Source organism: Corynebacterium mycetoides, from assembly GCF_900103625.1.
GTDB classification, from domain to species: domain Bacteria; phylum Actinomycetota; class Actinomycetes; order Mycobacteriales; family Mycobacteriaceae; genus Corynebacterium; species Corynebacterium mycetoides.
This window is the reverse complement of the sequence record NZ_LT629700.1, coordinates 855,134-877,613: the sequence shown is the minus strand read 5'-3', so window position 1 is coordinate 877,613 and position 22,480 is coordinate 855,134. Positions and strand designations below refer to the sequence as shown.

Annotated in this window: 20 protein-coding genes; 13 read left to right on the top strand and 7 right to left on the bottom strand. The window is 67.6% G+C overall.

The annotated features are described in order from the left end of the window. Window positions 1-3: 3 nt before the first annotated feature. The 4 genes from BLS40_RS04285 (at window position 4) to pyk (ending at window position 4,092) form a co-directional block, all read left to right on the top strand. Window positions 4-684 (top strand): TIGR02234 family membrane protein, encoded by a 681-nt coding sequence (locus BLS40_RS04285; RefSeq protein WP_092149237.1) that lies wholly within the window; start codon window positions 4-6, stop codon window positions 682-684. A gap of 67 nt (window positions 685-751) precedes the next feature. Then, window positions 752-1,585 (top strand): indole-3-glycerol phosphate synthase TrpC, encoded by an 834-nt coding sequence (locus BLS40_RS04280; protein WP_092149234.1) that lies wholly within the window; start codon window positions 752-754, stop codon window positions 1,583-1,585. A 57-nt stretch (window positions 1,586-1,642) separates the two neighbouring features. Continuing rightward, entirely contained in the window at window positions 1,643-2,635 is a 993-nt protein-coding gene (gene lgt, locus BLS40_RS04275; RefSeq protein WP_092149231.1) for a prolipoprotein diacylglyceryl transferase, read from the top strand. Between the two features lie 32 nt (window positions 2,636-2,667). Beyond that, a complete protein-coding gene (gene pyk, locus BLS40_RS04270) occupies window positions 2,668-4,092 on the top strand; it encodes a pyruvate kinase (RefSeq protein ID WP_092152156.1) in 1,425 nt (474 codons plus the stop codon). Here the strand turns inward: pyk and BLS40_RS04265 are convergent. The 6 genes from BLS40_RS04265 to BLS40_RS04240 form a co-directional block, all read right to left on the bottom strand. Then, window positions 4,089-4,814, bottom strand: a complete 726-nt coding sequence (locus BLS40_RS04265) for an aminotransferase class IV (protein WP_231908515.1) — start codon at window positions 4,812-4,814, stop codon at window positions 4,089-4,091. The genes pyk and BLS40_RS04265 overlap by 4 nt on opposite strands. After that, complete coding sequence (pabB, locus tag BLS40_RS04260; RefSeq protein ID WP_092149225.1) at window positions 4,811-6,715, bottom strand: aminodeoxychorismate synthase component I; 1,905 nt, start codon at window positions 6,713-6,715, stop codon at window positions 4,811-4,813. Before pabB ends, BLS40_RS04265 begins: the two co-directional genes overlap by 4 nt. Before the next feature lie 151 nt (window positions 6,716-6,866). Next, entirely contained in the window at window positions 6,867-7,319 is a 453-nt protein-coding gene (locus BLS40_RS04255; RefSeq protein WP_092149222.1) for a nucleoside deaminase, read from the bottom strand. A gap of 2 nt (window positions 7,320-7,321) precedes the next feature. Next, complete coding sequence (locus BLS40_RS04250; RefSeq protein ID WP_092149219.1) at window positions 7,322-9,712, bottom strand: glycogen/starch/alpha-glucan phosphorylase; 2,391 nt, start codon at window positions 9,710-9,712, stop codon at window positions 7,322-7,324. A gap of 61 nt (window positions 9,713-9,773) precedes the next feature. Beyond that, a complete protein-coding gene (locus tag BLS40_RS04245) occupies window positions 9,774-11,036 on the bottom strand; it encodes an amidohydrolase (protein ID WP_092149216.1) in 1,263 nt (420 codons plus the stop codon). 55 nt (window positions 11,037-11,091) lie between these two features. After that, window positions 11,092-12,435, bottom strand: a complete 1,344-nt coding sequence (locus BLS40_RS04240) for a DUF4921 family protein (protein WP_092152154.1) — start codon at window positions 12,433-12,435, stop codon at window positions 11,092-11,094. Window positions 12,436-12,466: 31 nt separating this feature from the next. On the opposite strand from BLS40_RS04240, the gene BLS40_RS04235 reads away from it, so the two are divergent. Continuing rightward, on the top strand, window positions 12,467-12,865 hold the full coding sequence (locus tag BLS40_RS04235; RefSeq protein WP_092149213.1) for a hypothetical protein: 399 nt from the start codon (window positions 12,467-12,469) through the stop codon (window positions 12,863-12,865). Here BLS40_RS04235 and BLS40_RS04230 read toward each other — a convergent pair. Continuing rightward, window positions 12,835-14,004: a glycerate kinase gene (locus tag BLS40_RS04230; RefSeq protein WP_092149210.1), complete on the bottom strand. Its 1,170-nt coding sequence runs from the start codon at window positions 14,002-14,004 to the stop codon at window positions 12,835-12,837. The genes BLS40_RS04235 and BLS40_RS04230 overlap by 31 nt on opposite strands. 235 nt (window positions 14,005-14,239) lie before the next feature. Here BLS40_RS04230 and gdhA point away from each other — a divergent pair, with 235 nt between their 5' ends. The 8 genes from gdhA (at window position 14,240) to BLS40_RS04190 (ending at window position 22,422) form a co-directional block, all read left to right on the top strand. Beyond that, a complete protein-coding gene (gdhA, locus tag BLS40_RS04225; protein ID WP_092149207.1) occupies window positions 14,240-15,586 on the top strand; it encodes an NADP-specific glutamate dehydrogenase in 1,347 nt (448 codons plus the stop codon). 53 nt (window positions 15,587-15,639) lie between these two features. Next, the gene (locus tag BLS40_RS04220) at window positions 15,640-16,449 is read left to right on the top strand and encodes a DivIVA domain-containing protein (protein ID WP_092149205.1); all 810 of its coding nucleotides are present in this window, start codon (window positions 15,640-15,642) and stop codon (window positions 16,447-16,449) included. A gap of 33 nt (window positions 16,450-16,482) precedes the next feature. Continuing rightward, window positions 16,483-17,010 carry a YceD family protein gene (locus BLS40_RS04215; protein ID WP_092149202.1) on the top strand — a complete coding sequence of 176 codons (528 nt, stop codon included), beginning with the start codon at window positions 16,483-16,485 and terminating at the stop codon, window positions 17,008-17,010. Next, entirely contained in the window at window positions 17,007-17,807 is an 801-nt protein-coding gene (gene rnc / locus BLS40_RS04210) for a ribonuclease III (RefSeq protein WP_092149199.1), read from the top strand. The genes BLS40_RS04215 and rnc overlap by 4 nt, the downstream gene beginning before the upstream one ends. After that, a complete protein-coding gene (gene mutM, locus BLS40_RS04205; RefSeq protein WP_092149196.1) occupies window positions 17,807-18,631 on the top strand; it encodes a bifunctional DNA-formamidopyrimidine glycosylase/DNA-(apurinic or apyrimidinic site) lyase in 825 nt (274 codons plus the stop codon). The genes rnc and mutM overlap by 1 nt, the downstream gene beginning before the upstream one ends. Before the next feature lie 47 nt (window positions 18,632-18,678). Continuing rightward, complete coding sequence (locus tag BLS40_RS04200; protein ID WP_092149193.1) at window positions 18,679-20,190, top strand: alanine/glycine:cation symporter family protein; 1,512 nt, start codon at window positions 18,679-18,681, stop codon at window positions 20,188-20,190. Then, the gene (locus BLS40_RS04195) at window positions 20,183-20,491 is read left to right on the top strand and encodes an acylphosphatase (protein WP_092149190.1); all 309 of its coding nucleotides are present in this window, start codon (window positions 20,183-20,185) and stop codon (window positions 20,489-20,491) included. Before BLS40_RS04200 ends, BLS40_RS04195 begins: the two co-directional genes overlap by 8 nt. 98 nt (window positions 20,492-20,589) lie before the next feature. Continuing rightward, a complete protein-coding gene (locus BLS40_RS04190; RefSeq protein WP_092149187.1) occupies window positions 20,590-22,422 on the top strand; it encodes a hypothetical protein in 1,833 nt (610 codons plus the stop codon). The last annotated feature ends 58 nt before the right edge of the window (window positions 22,423-22,480 follow it).

Genomic DNA, 22,480 nt, shown 5'->3' with positions numbered 1-22,480 from the left:
GGCATGGCACAGAAAACTGTGGGCGCGGCCGACAAGGGGCTGACGCGCATCGGCGCGGCGGGCCTGGGTGCGGGAGCCGTTGCGGTGGCACTGTTTAGCCGCATGGACTGGATACACGTGGAGTTTTTTGACGACCGAGTGGGCGGCGGCGCGCGGTCGCTGACGGGCGCTCAGTGGTCCACGGAGGTCTCCGCGGTCTCCTTCCTGCTCCTCGTCGCCGCCGTCGCGGCGGTAGCCCTGCGGCGCGTGCCGCGGCGCATCGTCGGCGCGATCGCCGCGGTGGCCGCCCTCGGCGCGTCCCTCTCCCCGGTCTCGCTCCTGCTCAGGGGAGCCGACCCAGAGCGCGTCCGGGCCCTGTTGACCGCGGGGGCGGAGGACGCCCAGGCGCGCGCGGGCTCGATTTTGAGCATGGCGGAGCTCACCTCCGTGCAGCTGCACCCGCTCAACCTCGCGCTGACGATCGCCGGCCTGGCTATAGCCGCGGCGGGCGGGATTGCGGTGGCGGCCCGGCCCGGCCGCGATTCGGCCACGCTGAACAAGTACGAGACGGAGGCCGTGCGCAAGGAGAAGATCGGCTCCGACTTGGAGGCCAACCCCGACTCGGGCCGGGTGTTGTGGGACGCGCTGGACGCGGATATTGATCCTACCGACCCCACTGACACCGACCCGCCCCAGCGGCGCTAATCCGGCCCCGATTTCCGGAACGCGGGCGCGCGCGGTTACCCTGTGTACTGGCGGAAGGGAGTGGGCTATGCATACAGCGGGTGTTGTGGATGGCATTGTGTCGGCCGTGCTGCGCGACGTCGAAAAGCGCGAAGCCGTCGTCCCGTTCCAGGAGATCAAGGCTCGCTCCCGGGCGATGGAGCCGACTCGCGACGCCCGCGCCGCGCTCCTGCGCCACGGGTGCGGGGTGATCGTTGAGATCAAACGCAATTCCCCGGTATTCGGGCCCACCGCGCCGTTCGCGCACGGTGAGGCGGAGGTCCCCATCGAGGACATCGCCCGCGGGATCGAGGCGGGCGGGGCCCACCTCATCGCCTGCCAGACGGAGCGGCTGCGTTTCGACGGCTCCCTGACCGACATGGCCAACGCCCGCGCGGCGGTAGACCTGCCCATGGTGTGCCGCGACGTCATCGTCGACCCGTACCAGATACACGAGGCCCGGTGTTTTGGCGCGGACATGATTCCCCTGCAGGTGGGGATCCTCGACCAGCACCGGCTCGAGGCGCTCATCGACCGGGCTGAATCCTTGGGAATGCACGTGATGGCGGAGGTCCGCACGAGCGAGGAGGCCGACCGGGCCTTGTGCGCCGGGGCCCGCGTGATTGCGGTGAACTCCTGGACATTCGACACAAACTCCCTCAACCCCGCCGCGTTCGCCGAGATCGCGCCGGGGTTGCCGTCTGAAGTGATCAAGATCAGCCTGGGGGGAGTGCGCACCGCGCGCGATCTTATCCACGCCGCGTCCTCCGGTGCCGACGCAGTCCTCGCCGCTGAAGCGGTGATGAGCTCCGACGACGTCGAGGCCGCGACGCGCCGGCTCGCCGCGGCGGGCCAGCACCCGGCGTGCCCGTCCCGGAACTAACCCCCGACTGTTTCGGTTGTTTCGCCTCCGGGCGGCCCATCGGGCACACTATGGGGCGTGGAAACGACGATCTTGGCCAACATCCCCTCGCCGCCGCAGGGCGTCTGGCACCTCGGACCCGTGCCGATTCGGGCGTACTCGCTGTGCATCATCACCGGCATCCTCGTCGCCTTGTGGCTGACGTTGCGACGGTACAAGGCGAAGGGGGGCGACCCGGATGTGGTGTGGGACGCCGCCATTGTGATGATCCCGGCCGGAATCGTCGGCGGGCGCCTCTACCACGTGATCACGGACTACGACAAGTACTTCGGGCCGGGGCGCGACCCGTGGCAGGCGTTCAACGTCTCCGCGGGCGGTCTGGGGATCCTCGGCGCGGTTGCGCTGGGGTTCGCCGCCGTCTGGGCCCTGTTTAAGTACAAGAAGATTCCGCTGGCGCCGTTCGCCGACGCGGTGGCCCCGGGCATCATCCTCGCCCAGGCCATCGGGCGCCTGGGCAACTGGTTCAACCAGGAGCTCTACGGCCGGCCGACCGACGTGCCGTGGGCGCTCGACATTTACTACCGCGTCGACGAGGCGGGCAACTACGCGCCACTGACCGGCCGCTCCACCGGCGAGATCGTGGCCAGCGTGCACCCGACGTTCCTTTACGAGCTGCTGTGGAACCTCGCCGTCTTCGCCTTCCTCCTCTGGGCCGAGAAGCGGTGGCGCCTCGGCCACGGCCGCGTGTTCGCGCTCTACCTAGCGGGTTACGCGTTCGGCCGCTTCTTCGTCGAGCTCATGCGCGCCGACGAGGCCAACCACATCCTCGGCCTGCGCGTGAACACCTGGGTCTCGGCGATATTGTTCATCGCCGCCCTCATCGTCTTCCTCCGGCTGCCGCGCGGCCAGGAGGACCCGCACGAGGTGGATCCGCGACGCAACCCCGATCCGCGCCGCGGTGGCGCGCTCACGGCGGGCCTGCCCTCTGCCACGGGTTCCGCGCCGGCGGGGGAGCACGCAAAACGGTACGGTGGGGAAGCGGATCGTGGCGCTGCGCCGCACGAGAAGTAACTGTTTGAGCTAAGGCGAGGCTGGTGGACGTTGTGGATAGAAGAACAAAAATGGTGTGTACGCTCGGCCCCGCGGTGGCGAGCAAGGAAGCCATCGTCGGCCTTGTCCGCGACGGCATGGACGTGGCCCGGCTGAACTTCTCCCACGGCGACCACGCCGACCACGAGCAGAATTACCGGTGGGTGCGCGAGGCCACGGACGAGACGGGGCACGCCGTGGGCATCCTCGCGGACCTACAGGGCCCGAAGATCCGCCTCGGCCGCTTCGAGGAGGGCAAGACTCAGTGGGAGACGGGTGAGGACGTCCGCATCACCGTCGACGATGTCGTGGGCACCCACGACCGCGTCTCCACCACCTACAAGCAGCTCGCCCAGGACGCCAAGCCCGGTGATCGCCTGCTTGTCGACGACGGCAAGGTCGCCCTGGTTGTCACCGAAATCGACGGCAACGACGTCGTCGCGCGGGTGACCGAGGGCGGGCCGGTGTCCAACAACAAGGGCGTGTCCCTGCCCGGCATGAACATCTCCGTGCCTGCGCTGAGCGAGAAGGACATCGAGGACTTGAAGTTCGCGCTGAGGCTCGGCGTCGACTTCATCGCCCTGTCGTTTGTGCGCTCGCCCTCGGACGTGGATCTCGTGCACGAGGTGATGGACGAGGTGGGCCGCAGGGTCCCGGTCATTGCCAAGCTGGAAAAGCCCGAGGCCGTCGACGCGCTGGAGTCGATCATCCTGGCGTTCGACGCGGTTATGGTCGCCCGCGGCGACCTGGGCGTGGAGATCCCGCTCGAGCAGGTGCCGCTGGTGCAAAAGCGCGTCATCCAGATCGCCCGCGAGAACGCGAAGCCGGTCATTGTGGCCACGCAGATGCTCGACTCCATGATTGAGAACTCCCGCCCGACCCGCGCCGAGGCGTCCGACGTGGCCAACGCCGTGCTCGACGGTGCCGACGCCGTCATGCTCTCGGGCGAGACCTCGATCGGCGTCGACCCGCACAACGTGGTGCGCACGATGGGCCGCATTGTCCGCGTTGCGGAGTCCATGGGCACCGTCCCGCCGCTCAACCACATCCCACGCACGAAACGGGGCGTGATCTCGTACTCGGCCAACGACATCGCGACCCGCCTCAACGCCCGGGCGATTGTCACGTTCACCACCTCGGGTGACACGGCGCGCCGGGTGGCGCGCCTGCACCCCGACCTCCCGCTGCTCGTGTTCACCCCGGTGCAGCAGGTGCGGTCCCAGCTCGCCTTGACATGGGGCGCGGAAACCTTCCTGTGCCCCGAGATCGGCTCCACCGACGACATGATCCGGGTTGTGGACGACTACCTGCTGGGCATTGGCACCTACAACGCCGGAGATACCATGGTTGTCGTGGCGGGCACACCCCCCGGGGTCGCGGGCACGACCAACACGATCCACGTCCACCAGCTCGGCGAGGACGCCCAGAACCCGCACTAGAGCTGCGTCGTTAGCCGTGTCGTTGTAAAGCCTTCCCACCACCACGCCGCCCAGTCGGAGGCGCGGGCGTGTTGCGGAACGTCGATTGCAACGCCCCCGCGGACGATGCGCCCCACCGGGCTGACCCCGTGTACCGAGTTCATAAACCACAGGGGCATGCCCTCGTCGAGCCGTCCGGAGACAACCTCAACGCCGAGCGCGCGGGCCCGATCCGCCACCTGCCGTTGCGTCACGGAGGGCAGGTGCGCCCCGGTCGGCACCACCAGGGTGTCGCCGTCCCAGCCCACCAGGGCCCCCGTCGTCGTCTCCGCGTACTCACCGAGCACGACATCGTCGGTCCCGGGGGCGAGGTAGCGGGCGCGGTGCTCCGCCAGGCGCGCCAGGTCGGGCCCTTTCACCAGCGGGAACCGGCGGGGATCGGGCGCGTTGGCCACCGTCAGGTGAGTGACCGCGCGCGGCGGCGGGGCGGGGCGTATATCCAGTCGGAACGAGCCGCCCGTGGCCCCGACACGCGGGAAGAGCTCCTCCTTGGCGCCGAGGAGCGCGACTGTGGCCTCCCACAACCCGTCTGGAACCTCGCCGGCGTGCGCGGCGAAGCGCCGGACGTGCAGCCCTAACCCGTTAGCCCGGCCGAACCGGTGGCGCCAGGATTCCGCGCACACGAATTCGCCGGCGGGGCGGATAGTTTCCACCCACCCGTCGCGCCAGACGTAGGATCTCACGTCCACCCCCGCAGCACGGCGTCGGCCTTGAGATGCATCTCCTCGTACTCGGACTCGGCGTCGGAATCCCACACGATCGCGCCGCCGGCGCCCACAGAGATCCGCTCGCCCCGCTTGACGGCCGCGCGGATGACCACGCTCAGGTCCGCCGACCCGTCGAACCCGAAGTATCCGATTGCGCCGGAATACACCCCGCGCGGCCCGGCTTCGAGCGCGTCGATGACGGCGCAGGTGCGCTCCTTCGGCGCCCCGGTCATGGAGCCCGGGGGAAACGTCGCGCGCACCAGGTCCACCAGCCCCGTCTCCGGGCGCAGGCGGCCGGTGACAGTGGAGACGAGCTGGTGAACCGTAGCGTACGTCTCCACGGCCATGAGCCGGGGCACCTCGACCGACCCGGGGACGCAGACCCTGCCGAGGTCATTGCGCAAAAGATCGACGATCATGAGGTTTTCGGCGCGTGTTTTGGCGTCGTCAAGCAGCTGCTCGGGCGGATGGGACACGGCGAGCGTGCCCTTGATGGGTTTGGCCTCGACGGTGCCGCCGCGCACGGTGAGGAAGCGCTCCGGCGAGCTCGAGAGCACCTCGACGTCGCCGAGGGCGAGGTAGGAGGCGTACGGGGCCGGGTTGGCGCGGCGCAGCCGGGAGTAGAGGTCCAGGCTCTCCGCACGGGTCGTCGCCTCGAAGGTGTCCGTGAGACAGACCTCGTAGGAATCGCCGCTTGCCAGCGTGGCTTTCGCCGCCTCGAAGCGCCCGCGGTACTCCGCGCGGCTTAGCCGCCACGCGCCCTGCTCCACGCGCGCTACCGAGACGGCGGGCCGCTGCGTGCTCAGCGCCTGGCGCAGAGCGGCGAGCAGGCCCTCCGTCTCGGGCCCGGGGGCGCCGCGGTGCACAGCCATGAGGTGGGCGCGGCGAGCCGCGTGGTCGTAGCAGAGGAACGACTGGGGGCGCACCAGGTACACGTCCGGCTGGCTGCGGGCGTGGCGGGAGGTGAAGCCGGGCAGCGTGAGCTCCGCCGCCTCGTAGCCGACGTATCCGACCCAGCCGCCGGTAAACGGGAGGTCGGGAATGCCGGCGGTGTCGATGCCAGCGGCGAGTTCGTCCGCGAGCGCGGCGAGCGCGTCGCCGCAGCCCGGCCACGTCAGCGTGCGGGAAAGCGGCCCGGCGGTGGTGCCCATGATGGTGAACCCGTCGCCCGTCGCCGAATCGAGCCAGAAGGCGTCGGGGCCCGACCCCCGCAACGCGCGGAACGTCGCTTCGGTGTCGAGGTCGGCGTCCACATCGACGTGCTCGTGGGTGACGCCCCATGCCGCCGCCCGCCGAGGAGGAAGCGCGAGGAAGTTGCGCATGAGGTCCGCGCCGTGCTCGGTGAGCACCGATTCGGGGTGGAACTGCACGCCCCAGTGCGGGCGCCCGAGAACCTCGAGACCCTGGATGACGCCGTCCTCGCTGCGTGCGTGCACGCGCAGGTTCCCCGCGTGCGCGGGGTCCACGTGCAGCGAGTGGTAGCGCACGGCGGCGAAGTCCTGCGGCAGCCCGGCGAAGATGCCCACGCCGGAGTGGGAGATGCGGCTGACGTGCCCGTGGCGCGGCTGGGTGCGCTGCACGGCGGCGCCGGCGAGGAGGGCGAGCCCCTGGTGCCCCAGGCACACCCCGAGGACGGGGATGTCGGCGGCGGCCTCGATCACGGCGCGGGAGCCCGCGAAATCCGCCTCCGACTCCGGGGTGCCCGGACCCGGCGAGATGACGACGTGGCTGTAGACGCCGCGGGCGATGCGCTCGCACACGCCGCGGGCGGCGACGTCGTCGGCGCGCACCACCTCGGGCTCCTGACCGGCCGCGGAGGCGATCAGGTGCGCGAGGTTGAACGTGTAGGAATCGCGGTTGTCAATGAGCAGGATCATGCCCCTCACACCTGCCCTTTCGTGCCGCGCGGGCCCTTTTCCGGTGTGTCCGGCCCGCGTCACGGACATAGTAGCAGCGCGGGCGTGTTCGACCGGAACGCCGATTCCGGCGCGGATGAGGGGTGGAACCGGCTTCCGGTCGAACAGGAACTTAGTACTGCACCCGGTCGTCGTTGGCGGCCCATGCGTCGAAGGGCGCGTTGTCGTTGTCCTGGGGAGCGTGGCGGAAGGCGACGGGCCCGTCTGCGTTCCCGCAGGCCACCTCCGAGATGAAGGAGTCGTCGAAACCGGCCGCGGCTGCCTGGTCGTTGGTGGCGGCGTACAACACCGTGTCAATGCGCGCCCAATGGATCGCGGCGAAGCACATGGGGCACGGCTGACCGGACGCGTAGAGCACCGCGCCCGTCAAGTCATGGGTGCCCTCCGCGCGGCAGGCCTCGCGGATCGCCTGGATCTCGGCGTGCGCCGTCGGATCGTGGCGGGCGACCACGTCGTTGCGACCCTCGTAGACGCCGCGCTCGGTCACGATCACGCAACCGAACGGCCCGCCGTCGGAGCCGGCGGACTCGGTGGCGATTTCGATGGCGCGCTGGAGGTGGTCCACCGCTACGCCTGCTCGATCGGGGTCGGCTCCAGCTTCCACACCTCGGTGGCGTAGTCGTGGATCGTGCGGTCGGAGGAGAAGCGCCCGGATTCGCAGATGTTGGTCCAGCACATGCGTGCCCAGGCGAGCGGGTCAGCGACGTAATCCCGGCTCATGCGGTCGCGGGTGGCGCGGTAGTCCGCGAAGTCGCCGAGCACGTAGTAGGTGTCCGGCGCCTGGCCGTGGCCGTCGAGAAGCGAGCCGCGGATGTCGTGGAATGCGCCGGTGGAGGCGTCGTCAAGCGTGCCGTCGACGAGCGCGTCGAGAACGCGCTTGAGCCCCGGCACCGACTCGGCGACGGCGTACGGGTTGTAGTCGCGCTTGAGCTGCGGCAGGTCTTCCTCGCGCGCACCGAACACGTAGGCGTTGTCCTCGCCGACGGCCTCGACGATTTCCACGTTCGCGCCGTCCATCGTGCCCAGGGTGAGCGCGCCGTTCATCATGAATTTCATGTTGGAGGTGCCCGAGGCCTCCTTGCCGGCGGTGGAGATCTGCTCGGAGATGTCGGTCGCGGGGATGATCTGCTCGGCGGGGGAGACGTTGTAGTTCTCCACGAAGACAACCGTGAGGTACTGCGACACCACGGGGTCGTTGTTAACCAGCTCGCCGATGGCGTTGATCAGTTTGATAATGCCCTTCGCCCGCACGTAGCCGGGGGCGGCCTTCGCGCCGAAGATGAAGGTGCGCTTGGGCACGTCGCGCTCGCCATCGTCCTTGATCCGGAAGTACAGGTCCAGGATGTAGAGGGCGTTCATCAGCTGCCGCTTGTACTCGTGCAGGCGCTTGATCTGGGTGTCGAAGATCGAGTCTGGGTCGATCTCGATGCCCTGGTGCTCGTAAATCCACGCCGCGAAGTCGCGCTTGTTGGCGGCCTTGATTTCGCGCAGCTCGTTCATCACGGCGTCGTCGTCGACGTAGTGGCGCAGCTCCTTGAGCCGGGGCAGGTCGGTGACCCAGGCGTCGGAGCCGGAGAGGCGGTCGAGCAGGGCGGACAGCCGCGGGTTGCACATCCGCAGCCAGCGGCGCGGGGTCACGCCGTTGGTCTTGTTGTTGAAGCGCTCCGGGTACATCCCGTACCAGTAGCTCAGCGTCTCGCGCTTGAGAATCTCGGTGTGCATGGCGGCCACGCCGTTGACGGAGTAGGAGCCGTAGCACGCGATCCACGCCATGTGCACCTGTCCGTCGTGGACGGGGGAGAAGTGGTGGGCGTCCTCGGGCGCGATGCCGCGGGCCTCCATGTCGATGCGGTAGCGGCGGTCGATCTCCACCACGATCTCCCAGATGCGCCAGAACAATTGCTTGAAAATGGCCACGTCCCACCGCTCCAAGGCCTCCTCCAGCACAGTGTGGTTGGTGTAGGCGAAGGTCTTAGTGGTCACCTCCCAGGCATCCTCCCAGCCCATGGAATGCTCGTCCATGAGCAGGCGCATCAGCTCGGGGATGCCGAGCACCGGGTGGGTGTCGTTGAGCTGCACCGAGTTGTACTCGGCGAAGCCGGAGAGGTCCTCGCCGTGGTGGGTGATGTAGTTGTCAATCATCTCCTGCAGGGAGGCGGAGACGAAGAAGTACTGCTGGCGCACGCGCAGCATCTTTCCGGCGAACGTGGTGTCGTTGGGGTAGAGCACGCGGGTGAGGTCGTGGACCGCCTCGCGCTCCAAGATCGCGTCGGAGAAGCGCTGCGAGTTGAACGCGTCGTAGTCGAACTCGTGCATCGGCTTGGCGTCCCACAGGCGCAGCGTGCCCACGTTGCGGGTGCCGTAGCCGGTGATCGGCATGTCGTAGGGTACGGCGCGCACGCTCATGTCGTCGAAACGCACCACGCGCTGCTGGGTGCCGCGGCGCACGATGAAGGGGTAGAAGGACTCCTTCCACGCGTCGGGCTGCTCTTTTTGGAAGCCGTCGACGAACTCTTGGCGGAACAGCCCGTAGCGGTAGAGCAGGCCGTAGCCGGTCAGGGGGTAATTCTGCGTGACGGCGGAATCCAGGAAGCACGCGGCGAGGCGCCCCAGGCCGCCGTTGCCCAGGGCGGCGTCGTGCTCGGCCTCTAACACGTCGGTGAGGTTGTGGCCGTATTCCTCGGCGACGCGGGCGGCATCGTCCACGAGCCCGAGGTTGGTCAGGTTGTTCAGCAGCGCGCGGCCCTGGAGGAACTCGGCGGAAAAATAGGCCTGCCTGCGGGTCGCGGCGTAGGCCTTCCTCGTCGCGTCCCAGTCGGCGCCGATCTGGTCGATCACGGCGGCGGAGAGCCCGGTCCAGAACTTCTTCACCGTGGAGTTTTCCGGGCGGGCGCCCGAAAAACCGCGGACGTGGCCGGGAACGGAGTCTACGAATGAGGGCTGGGTGGAATCGGACATCGCGGTCCCCTTACGTTTCATCTCAGTAATGTCGGTGCCTCCCGAGCCTACCGGGCGGGCGCTAGCGCGCCAGGTAGGTGAGCACCGCGGCGGCCGCCGCGCGCGACGCAGACCGGATCGTCGGCTCGTACTCCGGCAGGAACGTCGACATGTGGTTGACGGGCACGTCTTCGGCCACGCGGTCAGCGGCCACGGCAGCGTCCCACTGCTCGCTGGGGGTGCAGCCGATGAGCCAGAAGAAGTAGGGCGCGCCGAACGCGATGGGGATGAAGGGGAAGTCCTCGGAGACCGTCTTGCGCGGCGAGGTGACGGACTCGGCTCCGAAAACGGCGTCGAACGAGGGCCGGACCTTGTTGTACACGGTCGCGTCGTTGCTCAGCAGCTCGCCGTGGGCGAAGTACTCGATGCCGGGCTTGTCCGTAATGCCGGAGGCGAGGACCTCCGCGTGCACCACGCGCTCGATGGACGCGTACACCTTGGCCTTCGTCTTGTCGGAGTAGAAGCGGCAGTTGAGGGTCAGTTCGGCGCTGGACGGGATGATGTTGGTCACCGAGCCCGCCTGCAGGGTTCCCACGGAAACGACCGCGAAGTCGTTCGGGTCGACCTCTCGGCCAACGATTCCCTGCATGCGGGTGATGATCATCGCGGCGGTGAACGTCGGGTCGATGGCGTGGTGCGGCATGGATCCGTGCGCGCTGCGCCCCGGGATGGTCACGCGGATGGAGTCGCACGCGGCGAACTGCGGACCGGCCTTGGACATGACCTGGCCGGCGCGGCCCGGCATGACGTGCTGGCCGAAGCACACGTCGGGGCGGGGCACACGCGTTGTCAGATCGTCGTCGACCATGGACATCGCACCCACAGACGTTTCCTCGCCCGGCTGGAAGAGCGCGATGAAGGTTCCCGACCACTGCTCGCGCGTGTGGTCCATGAAGTCGCACAGGCTCAGCAGCGCCGTGGTGTGCATGTCGTGGCCGCAGGCGTGCATCGTGTGCACCGTCTTTCCGTCCGGGCCGGTCATGGTCTTGTGGGAGGCGTAGGACACGTCGGTGTCCTCGGTTACGGGCAGGCCGTCGAAGTCGGCGCGGAACAGCACGGTCGGGCCGGCGCCGTTTGTGAAGATCGCCACCACCCCGTACGTGCCCACGGGGTCGACCACCTCGCAGTCAAAGCGCTTGAGCTCGTGCAGGATGCGCGCGTGGGTCTCCTCCTCCTGCATCGACAACTCGGGGTTCGCGTGGAGCAGCTCGTACAACCGTCGCTGCCACACCGGGTCAACCTCGTAGCTGTCAATAATCGCGTTGATCGCGTTGTTCGAGCTCATCGCGGACTCACTCCCTCATCTTTCTGGCGTGTCGGAAACCAGCCTAGCCAGTCGCTTACCCGAGGCGGGGGTTGTAGCGCAGCACGTTGCGCGACGGCAGGCATTCGGTGGCGATGCGGATACCGGGCGCGATCGAGCCCGCGTCCCGCAGGGCGTAGAGCGCTGTGACCGTGCGGTCCCGAATGTCGTGCGGCGACAGGGTGTTGACGTAGATCTTGGTGCCGCCCTCGAAACCTGCGAGGGTGGACACGCGCCACTTCAGGTTCACCCGCAGCGGCATGGGCACGTCCACGTCGACGGGCTTGTGGTGCCACTCCTCGTTGCACGCCACGCCCGGCCCGGTGGCGGCGTGCGCGGCGTGGAGCAGGTCGGAGAACCCGCGGACCTCGTCGTCGCTCATGTTCCATGGCTCGGGTGACGCCGCCTTGCTGTAGATGGTCATGGTGGGGTAGCGGTGACCGATGCCCGCGATGAGGATGGCGTGGTCATTTTCCGCGATGACGAGGTTGTTGTAGAACGCGTAGTTCACCCCCCACTCGTTATACAGGTTGAGGTTCTGGCGCAGCTTGGCAATCTCCACCTCCGACTGCACGCCGCGCTCGTCGATGGCCACCAGCTGCTTGTGCAGGTGGTCGAAGGAGGCGCCGGCGGCCGAGAGCCAGTTCTGGAACACCACGACGTACGGCGCGTAGCGGTTGCGGTCGTACAGGTCGAGCATCGCGTCGATGGTCAGCGCGATGAATCCGTAGTGCTCCTCGGGCGTGAGCGTGCCGGACGACGCCAGCTGGGAAGTGTTGTCGGCGCCGTCGACGTAGTGGCGGCGCGCGATGATCACGTCGTGCCCGCCCGCGAAGTAGCTCGGCGCGAGCGCCAGTAGCTCCTCGTCGGCCATGTCGGCCACGGCGGCCACGTCGGCGCCGCGGCCGCTCGCCCGCAGCCGTTTCCGTGCGATGTCGAGGACGTGAGCTCTTCCCGCGGGATCGGCGAGGTACGCCTCCATGTGGTCGCGCTGGTCAGCGGACATTTCGAAACCGTAGTTTTTCACCCAGTAGTCGTAGGAGACGATTTCGAAAAGGTTGGGCACGCGACGAAACTCGGCCCGTGATGCGCCCAGCTCGTGGGGCAGCAGGCCGCGCTCGATGCGCCAGGCGGCACCGTCGCGCACCATGCGCGATTTCTCCGGCGGGGTGGCCAGGGGAGTGGCCTCGCAGAACGCGCAGGCGTGCGTGAGGTCCCCGGGCGTCAGCGGCCGCGGGTCTGCGACAGGGTGCGCAAGCGGCCGGTTTCCCCGGCCGGGCACCGTCCACACCTCCGTGCCGGAAAACGGGTTTAACTGCTTGATTGTCCCGTCTGCCATGGTGGTCAGGGCGTCGCGGTGGGAGTGCACGGGAAGGCTCATGGCGACCAAGGGTATTAGCTAACCTACTTCCATGCCCGTTATCCAGTTCGATGTCCTCGTCCCCGACGCCGCCGCCGGGGAGGTGGCCGAGGCGTTCGCCCGCGCGCTCGACATTCTCGTTAGCCGCGGCATGCTCTCCTCCGGCTCGGTGGAGCACGAGGTGAGCCCGCTTGTCGACGCCTCCACCCACGCCCAGTTGAAAACCGTGTACGAAAACGACCGCGGCGAGGACCCGGATGCCGCCGGGGCGACCCCGCACCGCTATGTGATCTCGGCGGAGGGCGCGTCCTCCTACAACCAGCTGGCGATGGGCCTGTCGCGCATTCTCACCCCGAAGGCGCAGCTGCCCCGCGACCCCGCGGCCCTGGAGCAGGAGGAGCGTTTCGAGCAGCCCTCCATTTATCCCTGGGTGGTGGAGATCCGCAGGTAGTCCGCCGCCGCGGCGGCGCCCGCGCGAGTGAGCTGCTCCTGCACGTCGTGGATGTCCTCCAACGTCACGGCGATGACGGGGTGATCCGCGTCAGGGGAGGGGACGGGGGCCTCGAAGGAGCCGGCGACGACGGCGACGACCGGGGAAGAATCGGTATCCCTGGCGGCGCGCGCCGCGATGTCGCAGATGGTGGAGACGACCTTGCCTTCCGCGGTCTGGGAATCGAAGCGCCCCTCGCCGGTGATCACGAGCGAGGCGCCCGCGATCTTGCCCGGCACGTCGTTGGCCTCGGCCACGACCTTCGCGCCGGGCAGAACCGTAACGTGCTCGGAGGTGCCGTGCAGCAGGGTAGACACCCACGTCAGGCCGATGGCGATCCCGCCGGCCGCGCCGTAACCGGGCTGCGCGCCGTCCACCCCGGTGACCTCGCACAGGCGGGCCAGCGAGCGGTCGAGGGCGTCCACGTCCGCCTCCGACGCGCCCTTTTGCGGGCCGAAGATGCTGGCGGCGCCGCGGGGCCCGGTGGCGGGCACGAGGGCGTCGGCAAGCAGGATCCAGTCCACCGACGCCGCCGGAATGTTCATCTTCGCGGTGTCGAAGTCGGCGAGGTCCACCAGCGCGCCGCCACCTGGGGCGAGGGTGAGGCCGCGGGAATTAAGCGGGTTGACGCCGAGCGCGACGAGGATGCCGGTGCCGCCATCGATGGTGGCGGAGCCGCCGAGGCCGAGAACGATGCGGCGCGCGCCGCGGGTCTCCGCGTCCGCGACGAGCACGCCCGTGCCGTAGGTGTCGCCGGTCAGGGGGACGAGGTGGTCCTTGACGGCCGGGAGACCGGTTGCCGCGGCGACGTCGATGTAGGCGGTCTCGGTCTCCGCGTCGAAGGTGTAGGTGGCCTCGGTCAGGCGCCCCGCCGCGTCCGTGGTGGGCAGGGTGATGCGTTCGCCGGCGAACAGGCTCGACGTCCCCTCGCCGCCGTCCGCCATGGGGGCGAGGATGACGTTGGCGTCGTGGATCACGCTGCGCACGCCGTCGCCAAGCCACTGCGCCGCCTGCTGCGCGGTCGCGGTGCCCTTGAAGGCGTCGGGCGCGATGACGACTGTGGGGGAAGGGGCGGGGGAACCGGACGTGATGCGTGTCATAGCCAACCTTAATTGCGGTGGGAGGAACAGGGGTTTTTCGTGCTGGCGGCCCATTTTATCGGGAGCGGGGCGGGGGATGAACCGGGCACAACCAAAAGCGGAACGGGCGCAAAGTGGTGCATGGCGGGCGGACGGCTGTATGGTGAGTTTCGTAAAAAACTGCCGAACACTAGGTAAATATGCCAGTGCGGAACCCTGCCGGGGCTTCCACGGCCGATTTGGGAAGAGGATGTGCATGACCACCATTGATCAGGAAGTCGCCAGCTACTACGACAAGCTGCTGAAGCGCAACGCGGGCGAGCCGGAGTTCCACCAGGCGGTCGCCGAGGTGCTGGACTCGCTCAAGATCGTCCTGGAGAAGGACCCCCACTACGCGGACTACGGGCTCGTCGAGCGCCTCTGCGAGCCGGAGCGCCAGATCATCTTCCGCGTGCCGTGGGTCGACGACAACGGCCAGGTGCGAGTCAACCGCGGCTTCCGCGTCCAGTTCAACTCCGCGCTCGGCCCCTACAAGGGCGGCCTGCGCTTCCACCCGTCGGTGAACCTCGGCATCATCAAATTCCTGGGCTTCGAGCAGATTTTCAAGAACTCGCTCACCGGCCTGCCCATCGGCGGCGGCAAGGGCGGCTCCGACTTCGACCCCAAGGGCAAGTCCGAGGGTGAGATCATGCGCTTCTGCCAGTCGTTCATGACGGAGCTGTGGCGCCACATCGGCGAGTACCGCGACGTCCCAGCCGGCGACATCGGCGTCGGCGGGCGCGAGATCGGCTACCTCTTCGGCCAGTACCGCCGCCTGGCCAACCAGCACGAGTCGGGCGTGCTCACTGGCAAGGGCCTGACCTGGGGCGGTTCGCTGGTGCGCACCGAGGCCACCGGGTACGGCTGCGTCTACTTCACCGACGAGATGATGAAGGCCCGCGGCGAGTCCCTCGACGGCGCCAAGGTGATCGTCTCCGGCTCCGGCAACGTGGCCATCTACGCCATTGAGAAGGCCCAGGAGCTCGGGGCGACCGTCATCGGCTTCTCCGACTCCTCCGGCTGGGTGGAGACGCCGGGCGGCGTCGACGTCGAGCTGCTGCGCGACGTGAAGGAAAACCGCCGCGAGCGCGTGTCCGCCTATGTGGCGGAGGCAGAGGGTGCGCAGTACCACCAGGACGGCAGCATCTGGGATCTCACCGCCGATGTGGCGCTGCCGTGCGCGACGCAGAATGAGCTAAACGGCGACCACGCGCAGAAACTCGTGGATGGCGGCCTGCGTTACGTGGCCGAGGGCGCGAACATGCCGTCCACGCCGGAGGCGGTCGAGGTCTTCCGCGCCAATAAGGTCAGCTTCGGCCCCGGCAAGGCCGCCAACGCCGGCGGCGTGGCCACCTCCGCGCTCGAGATGCAGCAGAACGCCTCCCGCGACTCGTGGAGCTTCGACTACACCGACGAGCGCCTGCACAAGATCATGTCCAACATCTTCAAGATGGCAGACGAGACCGCAAAGCAGTACGGCCGCGAAGGCGACTACGTTGTCGGCTCCAACATCGCCGGCTTCAAGAAGGTCGCCGACGCGATGTTGGCGCAGGGCGTCATCTAGTTTCCCGCGCGCCGACGCTGTGGGCGTCGGCAAGCGAAGTACGCTGGGGAACCATGTACCGCGTATTCGAAGCCCTCGACGAACTCGTCCACATTGTGGAGCAGGCCTATGGCGTGCCGATGACCTCTAACTGCATGGTTCCCCGCAACGAAGTGCTCGCGCTTCTCGACGACATCCGCAACGCCTACCCCGAGGAGATCGACGACGCCCAGGACGTCCTGGACAACCAGGACGAAATCCTGCGCGGGGCGCAGGAGCGCGCCGACGTGATTGTGGCCGACGCCGACGACGAGGCGCGCCGGATTATGTCGGACGTGCACACCCGCACCGAGGACATGCTGTCCGACGCCCAGTCGCGGGCCACGCTCATGGTGGCCAACGCGGAGGAGGACGCGGAGATGACCGTCACCCGCGCCCGCGAGGAGGCGGATTCCATCGTCGCCGGTGCCCAGCGAGAGGCGGACCGGTTGATCGAGACCGGCAACCAGGAGTACCAGCGCTCGGTGGAGCAGGGCTTGGCGGAGCAGGAGCGCCTCATCGCGGATTCCGAGGTCATGCGCCGCGCCGACGAGGAGGCCCACCGCCTGGTCGAGCAGGCGCACTCCGAGTCATCGCGCCTGCGCGCGGAGTGCGACTCGTACGTCGACTCCAAGCTGGCCGAGTTTGAGGAGGCGCTCACCTCCGTGCTGCGCACCGTGTCCTCCGACCGCTCCGCGCTGCGCCGCGGGGCCGGCGCGTCTGGTGTTTCCGCTGGTGAGCGCTACGAACGCGCCCCGAGGGGCGAGCGCATTGAGCGCGGCGAGCGGCGCGAGCGGGTGCGCCGCCCGCGCCAGGACAGCGCCGGCGCGGACGCCGATTACTAGTTCTTGCCAATCGTTGTAGGGTTAGGGGCTGTTATGGCTAATCCTTTTGTCTTTAACGTCGCCGAGGCGCTCCACGGCGACGGCATGCCGATCATCACCACCCAGTCGGGGCCCTCGCCCTCGCGCATCGGGCCGGAGATGATCGCGCTGCCCGCCGGGGCTACCGTCACGGTCGAGGCGACGATCACCCCGCTGGGATCCGGCGTGCTTGTCGACGCTACAGCCAGCGGCACCCTCGAGGGCGAGTGCGTGCGCTGCCTGGCCCCGCTGAACCCCGAATTCTCGGCGACGATCAGCCAGGTGTTCTCGGCGGCCGACGACTTCATCGTCGGGGCCGACGCCGAGGAGGACCGGGGCTCGGGCGACGAGATCATGTCCGTGGTGGACGACACCGTGGACCTCGAGCAGGCGTTCGTGGACGAGATGGGCATGAGCCTGCCGTTCAACCCCGTGTGCGAACCCGAGTGCGTCAACGCCGGCGAGGTGCCCGCCCCCGACGGAATCTCCGGTGAGGAGGAACGCGTCGACCCGCGGTGGGCCGGATTGGAGAAGTTCCTGTGAGCAGGTCGCGCCGCACGAAGATCACCGGGGGCGAGGCGTGGGAGGCCGCCTACACGGCGGTCGACCACGCCCCGCTGCTGGAAGCGCTCGGGGTGGAGCTCGACGCCGAGCTGCTGCGCCTCGCGCTGACGCACCGCTCCTTTGCCAACGAGCACGGCCCGCTGCCCAACAACGAGCGCCTCGAGTTTCTCGGCGATGCCGTTTTGGGTTTGTCCGTGGCCAATAAGCTCTATGAGCGTTTCCCGTCTCGGCCGGAGTCGGATATCTCGAAGATGCGGGCGTCGATAGTCTCGCGCTACGGCTTGGCGGATGTCGCCCGCGAGATCAAGCTCGGCGAGCATATCCTGCTGGGCAAGGGTGAGGAAGTCACCGGCGGCCGCGACAAGGATTCGATCCTGGCGGACACGACGGAGGCGCTGTTCGGCGCCATTTACCGCGAGCACGGCTTCGAGCCCGCGCGCGACGTGGTGCTCCGTCTATTCGCGGAGAAGCTGGAGAGCGCGACCGCCACCGGCCGACACCAGGATTGGAAGACCGCGCTGCAGGAGCGTCTCGCCGAGCTCAAGGCCCCGAGCGCGGAGTACCGCGCGACGTCCGTCGGGCCGGACCACGACCAGACGTTCACCGCCGATGTTTTTGTCGGGGCGCACTCGCGCGGCCGTGGGGTCGGGCCGAACAAGAAGCTCGCGGAGCAGGAAGCCGCCCGCCAGGCGGTGCTGTTCCTGCGCGACCACCCCGAGGCCGTGGCGTATACGGTGGACGCGGCCGTGCCGCCGTCGCTCGCGGAGCAGGAGTAGTGCCGGAGCTTCCCGAGGTCGAGGTCGTCCGCCGCGGGTTGGACACCCACCTGGTGGGCCGCATCTTTACCTCCGTCGAGGTGCTCCACCCGCGGGCAGTCCGGGGCAACACCGTCGACCTGCGCGACGTTCTTCCCGGAGCGCGCATCACCGGCACGGGCCGGCGCGGGAAGTTCCTGTGGCTCGAGCTTTCCGGCTCTCGCGCACTGCTGGTTCACCTGCGTATGAGCGGCCAGATGCTGGTGGGGCAGCCGGGGGCCGTCACCAGCCCGCACCTGCGTATTCGGGCGCTCTTAGGTGACGTGGAGCTCGCCTTCGTCGACCAGCGCACGTTTGGCTCGTGGCAGTACGTGGCCTTGACCCCGGACGGGGTGCCCGAGACGATCGGACACATCGCCCCGGATCCTTTCGAGCACGACTTCGACATTGTCGCGAGCGCGCGGCTGATCCGCTCCAAACGCGCCGCGATCAAAACAGTGCTGCTCAACCAGGGGGTCGTCAGCGGCATCGGCTCGATCTACGCCGATGAAGCGTTGTGGGCGGCGGGTATCAAGCCGACCCGCACGGCCCGCGCACTGCGCCAGAGAGATGCCGTGCGCCTGCTCGAGGAGTCCCGGGCCGTGATGTCCCGCGCCCTCGAGCAGGGCGGCACCAGTTTCGATTCCCTCTACGTCAACGTCAACGGTGCCAGCGGGTACTTTTCCCGCTCGCTCAACGCCTACGGCCGGGCGGGGCTGCGCTGCCGCCGCTGCGGGGCGACCATGCAGAAAGTCGTAATCAACGGGAGATCGAGCTGCTTTTGCCCGGGATGCCAGACGATATAAGAGCGCGACTTCAAAAATTTTGGCAGCCTACCGTTAAGCTTTGCTGCATGGATACAGCTTTCAGCTTCGTCGACGGGACGATCAACGGGTTCATCTGGGGCATCGTTCCCTGGTTCCTCGTCGCCGCCGGCCTCTATTTCGGCCTGCGCACCCTCTTCGTCCAGGTCCGGCTTCTCCCTTCCATGTTCAAGGCGGTGGCCGAGACCCCCAAGGGCAAGGACAGGGAGGGCCGCGACCTGGACGCCGAGTACGGCGGCATCTCCGCCTTCAAGGCGTTCACCATTTCGGCCGCGTCGCGCGTGGGCACCGGGAACATCGCCGGTGTCGCGCTCGCCATCTCCATCGGCGGGCCGGGTGCCGTGTTCTGGATGTGGATGCTCGCCATCATCGGCGGCGCCACCGCGTTCGTGGAGTCCACCCTGGCGCAGCTGTGGAAGACCAAGGACGAGGACGGCAACTACCACGGCGGGCCCGCGTACTACATGACGCGCGGACTGGGGTGGCGGCCCGTGGCCGTCGTATTCTCAGTGTTCCTCGCGCTGACCTACGGCTTCGTGTACAACGCCATCCAGACCAACTCCATCGTCGAGGCTGTCGGTGGCTCTCTGGGGAACGACTCCAACGCGCTCAAAGGCACGGTCGCGGTTGTCGTCGCCGGCCTGACGGCGGCGATCATTTTCGGCGGAGTCACCCGCATCGCGTCCGCGACGCAGGTCATCGTGCCGTTCATGGCCGGCGCCTATATCCTCATCGGCATCGCGGTGGTCATCCTGAACATCGAGGAAGTCCCCGGAATGATCTCGCTCATCGTCTCCAGCGCCCTGGGCCTGCGCGAGGTTCTGGGAGCCACCGTGGCGATGGCGTTCATACACGGCATGCGCCGCGGCCTGTTCTCCAACGAAGCCGGCATGGGCTCCGCCCCCAACGCCGCCGCCACCGCCACAGTGTCGCACCCGGTCAAGCAGGGCCTGGTGCAAACCCTGGGCGTGTATTTCGACACCCTCCTCGTGTGCTCCATCACCGCGTTCATCGTGCTGCTCGGCCCGCCCATCACCTATGGCTTGGGTGACATCCAGGGCGCCGCTCTGACGCAGTCGGCCCTGGCCGACTTGGTGGGTGCATGGGGCGCGCACGCGATCACTTTCATCCTCTTCTTCCTCGCGTTTTCCTCGGTGATCGGCAACTACTACCTCGCCCAGGCGAACGTGGAGTACCTGACGGGTTCGAAGACCGTGATGACGGTGTTCCGAGTCGCCGTGATCGGCTTCGTGATCTTCGGCGCCTTCGGTTCCGTGCCGCTCGTGTGGGCGCTCGGCGACACCATGGCCGGCACCTTGGCCATCATCAACATCATCGCGATCATCCCGCTGGGCGGGGTCGCCATCAAGCTGTTGAAGAACTTCAACGAGCAGCGTGTGCAGGGCGTCGACCCGGTCTTCCACCGCGACATGCTGCCCGAGCTGAAAAACGTTGAGTTCTGGGACGGCTCCGACCCGGTGACTCGCCGCAGCATTGAGGACCGCGTCACCCTGCGCCAGAACCGCGACAATAATGCCTAGCGCCGGTGACAGGGCGAGCGACAAGGTCCGGGTCACCGCGTTTGTCCACGGCCACGTCCAGGGCGTGGGCTTCCGCTGGTGGACCCGCTCCCGCGCCCTCGAGCTGGGCCTGGCAGGCTACGCCAAAAACCTTGACGACGGCCGCGTCGAGGTGGTCGCCGAGGGTGAGCGCGGGGGCGTCGACACGCTCGTCGAGCTGTTGCGGGAGCAGCCGTCGACCGGGGGCCGGCCGGGCCGCGTGGACGCAGTGGTGGAGCGGTACTCGAAGGCCAGGGGATCTGCCGGCTTCGACGAGCGGTAGGAAAACGTACGTTCCCTAATGATGTATTAATTCCGCGGGCAGGTGTCGTGAGCAGCCGCTAAATTGTTGAATCATTTCGATTCAACGAAGGGAAGCATGTGAGCGACAAGCCGTACCTGATCTACCTCCACGGGGTGGGCGAAGGCGACCTAGACCAAAAATGGAAGCAGGGATTGCTCGAGGGCCTGGACAAGGTGGGGTACCCCGGGCTCGACGACGTGGAGATCATCGCCCCGCATTACGCGCATGCGTTGAGGGGCGCGGATGACCACTACGAGATGCCGCCGGTGACAATCCAGACCCCGAGAGGGGAGAGGGCCCGGGCGCGCCGGGAATTCGAGTCGCGCACGGCGGCGATGGAGACACGGCTGGCCCGGTATTCGGCAGGCAAGGCAAATGTCTTCGCCGGCACCGTCGTGGACGTAGCGTTAGCGATACCGAAATTCAAGCAGGCGCAGAATTACCTCCGAAACGAAAATATCCGCGCCCAGGTGCTCACCAAGATTCTCGGCCGCATTCCCTCGAGCGGGAGGGCACTCATCGTCGCGCACAGCCTGGGCACGGTCATCGCCGCGGATCTCATCTGGCGCTTGCCGGTAGATCTCGACATCGTGGGAGTGGTAACGGTCGGCAGCCCGCTGGCAAGCTCCCTGTTTGAGGCGGGCAAGTTGTTCAAGCATTCCGACGAGCCTCCGAAAAACGTCGGCTGGTGGGTCAACTACTGGAGCAGCACGGACCCGGTGTCCGCCCGGCGAGGAGTGTCTTCCGTGTTCCCGTGGCTGCTCGATGTGCATGTTCGAACCCCGGTGTCTCCCGCATCCGCTCACGCAGTCAAGGAGTACCTCTCCCAGCAATTGGTCGCGGAAGCGATCGGTTTTGGCCTGTTCGGTTCCCGCTCCACGGAGTTGGTTCGGGCGGACACCTCTTTGGACGTCAGGTTGGATACATTCGAATACATTGCGTTGCAGGGGCTCCGTTACGCCCACTTGATTTACGCTCGTGTCCCGAAAGAGGATAAGGCGCGATACGGACTCGCCTTGAGGGCGGTTCAGGCCCGGGTGGTCAGCGACCTGAAGCGGAAGGCGGAACTAGAGTCCCGCCCCCTTAGCTCGACCATTGCCATGCTCGACTTCGACTCGGCGGACCACCACAGCCCAACTCCGGTACCTGGCCCCGCGCAGCACGAGGAGCTGGAGGAGGTCTTGACCCCCCTCGTTGCACTCGTCGATCAAAATCTCCTGCATCCCTTTGAGATCAGCGTCAAACGCGAGCTCCGCATACGAGCGCTGCAGGATCTCACCGCCGAAATGGGACTGGGAAGCAAAGTGGGGGGTGATGTTTTCGCCGCGTTGGACACTGCCAGCAACGCACTGCCAGGCAGAGCGAAGACAAACTGGATTAAGTGGGGAACTCTCGGCGTCGGGTTCGCGATCCTCGTCGTGGGAACCGCGGGCCTCGCCCTAGCCCCCGCCGCTGGCGTCGGTGGGGCTGCCGCGGTTACCAGCGCACTCGCCTCGTTCGGCCCGGGAGGAATGATCGGAGGGTTGCTTACGGCGGGATCGTTGGTGTCAGCGGGGGCGAGTGGCATCGCGGTTGGCGTGATGAGCCCGGCCAACTCCGCGGAATCCGTCGAAGCGATGGTGCGGAGCCAACTCGCCGCGTTGATCCTGCGGAAGCTATACGGGTTCAGTGGCGATGATGACATCTGGAATACCTGGGTGGAGTCCGAAGTGTTTCTCACGCGCGAGGTGAACCGGCTCGATGAGATCTCGGATAAGGACGCTCCCGGACTCGCCGAGCTCCGTCGCAAGTTGGAGGCCATCAAGGCCGCGATCAGGTACGCGCTCGAGAACGGAATGGCACCTGGTGGCCTCGACGATCCTGCTCAAGGAGGCGGCCCGAAATTCACGTTCACGAAGCGCGCGAAATAGAACCCGCATCGGGGCACCGCCTGCGCCGCCCCGGCCAGCAGGTGCCCTAAAATCGGCG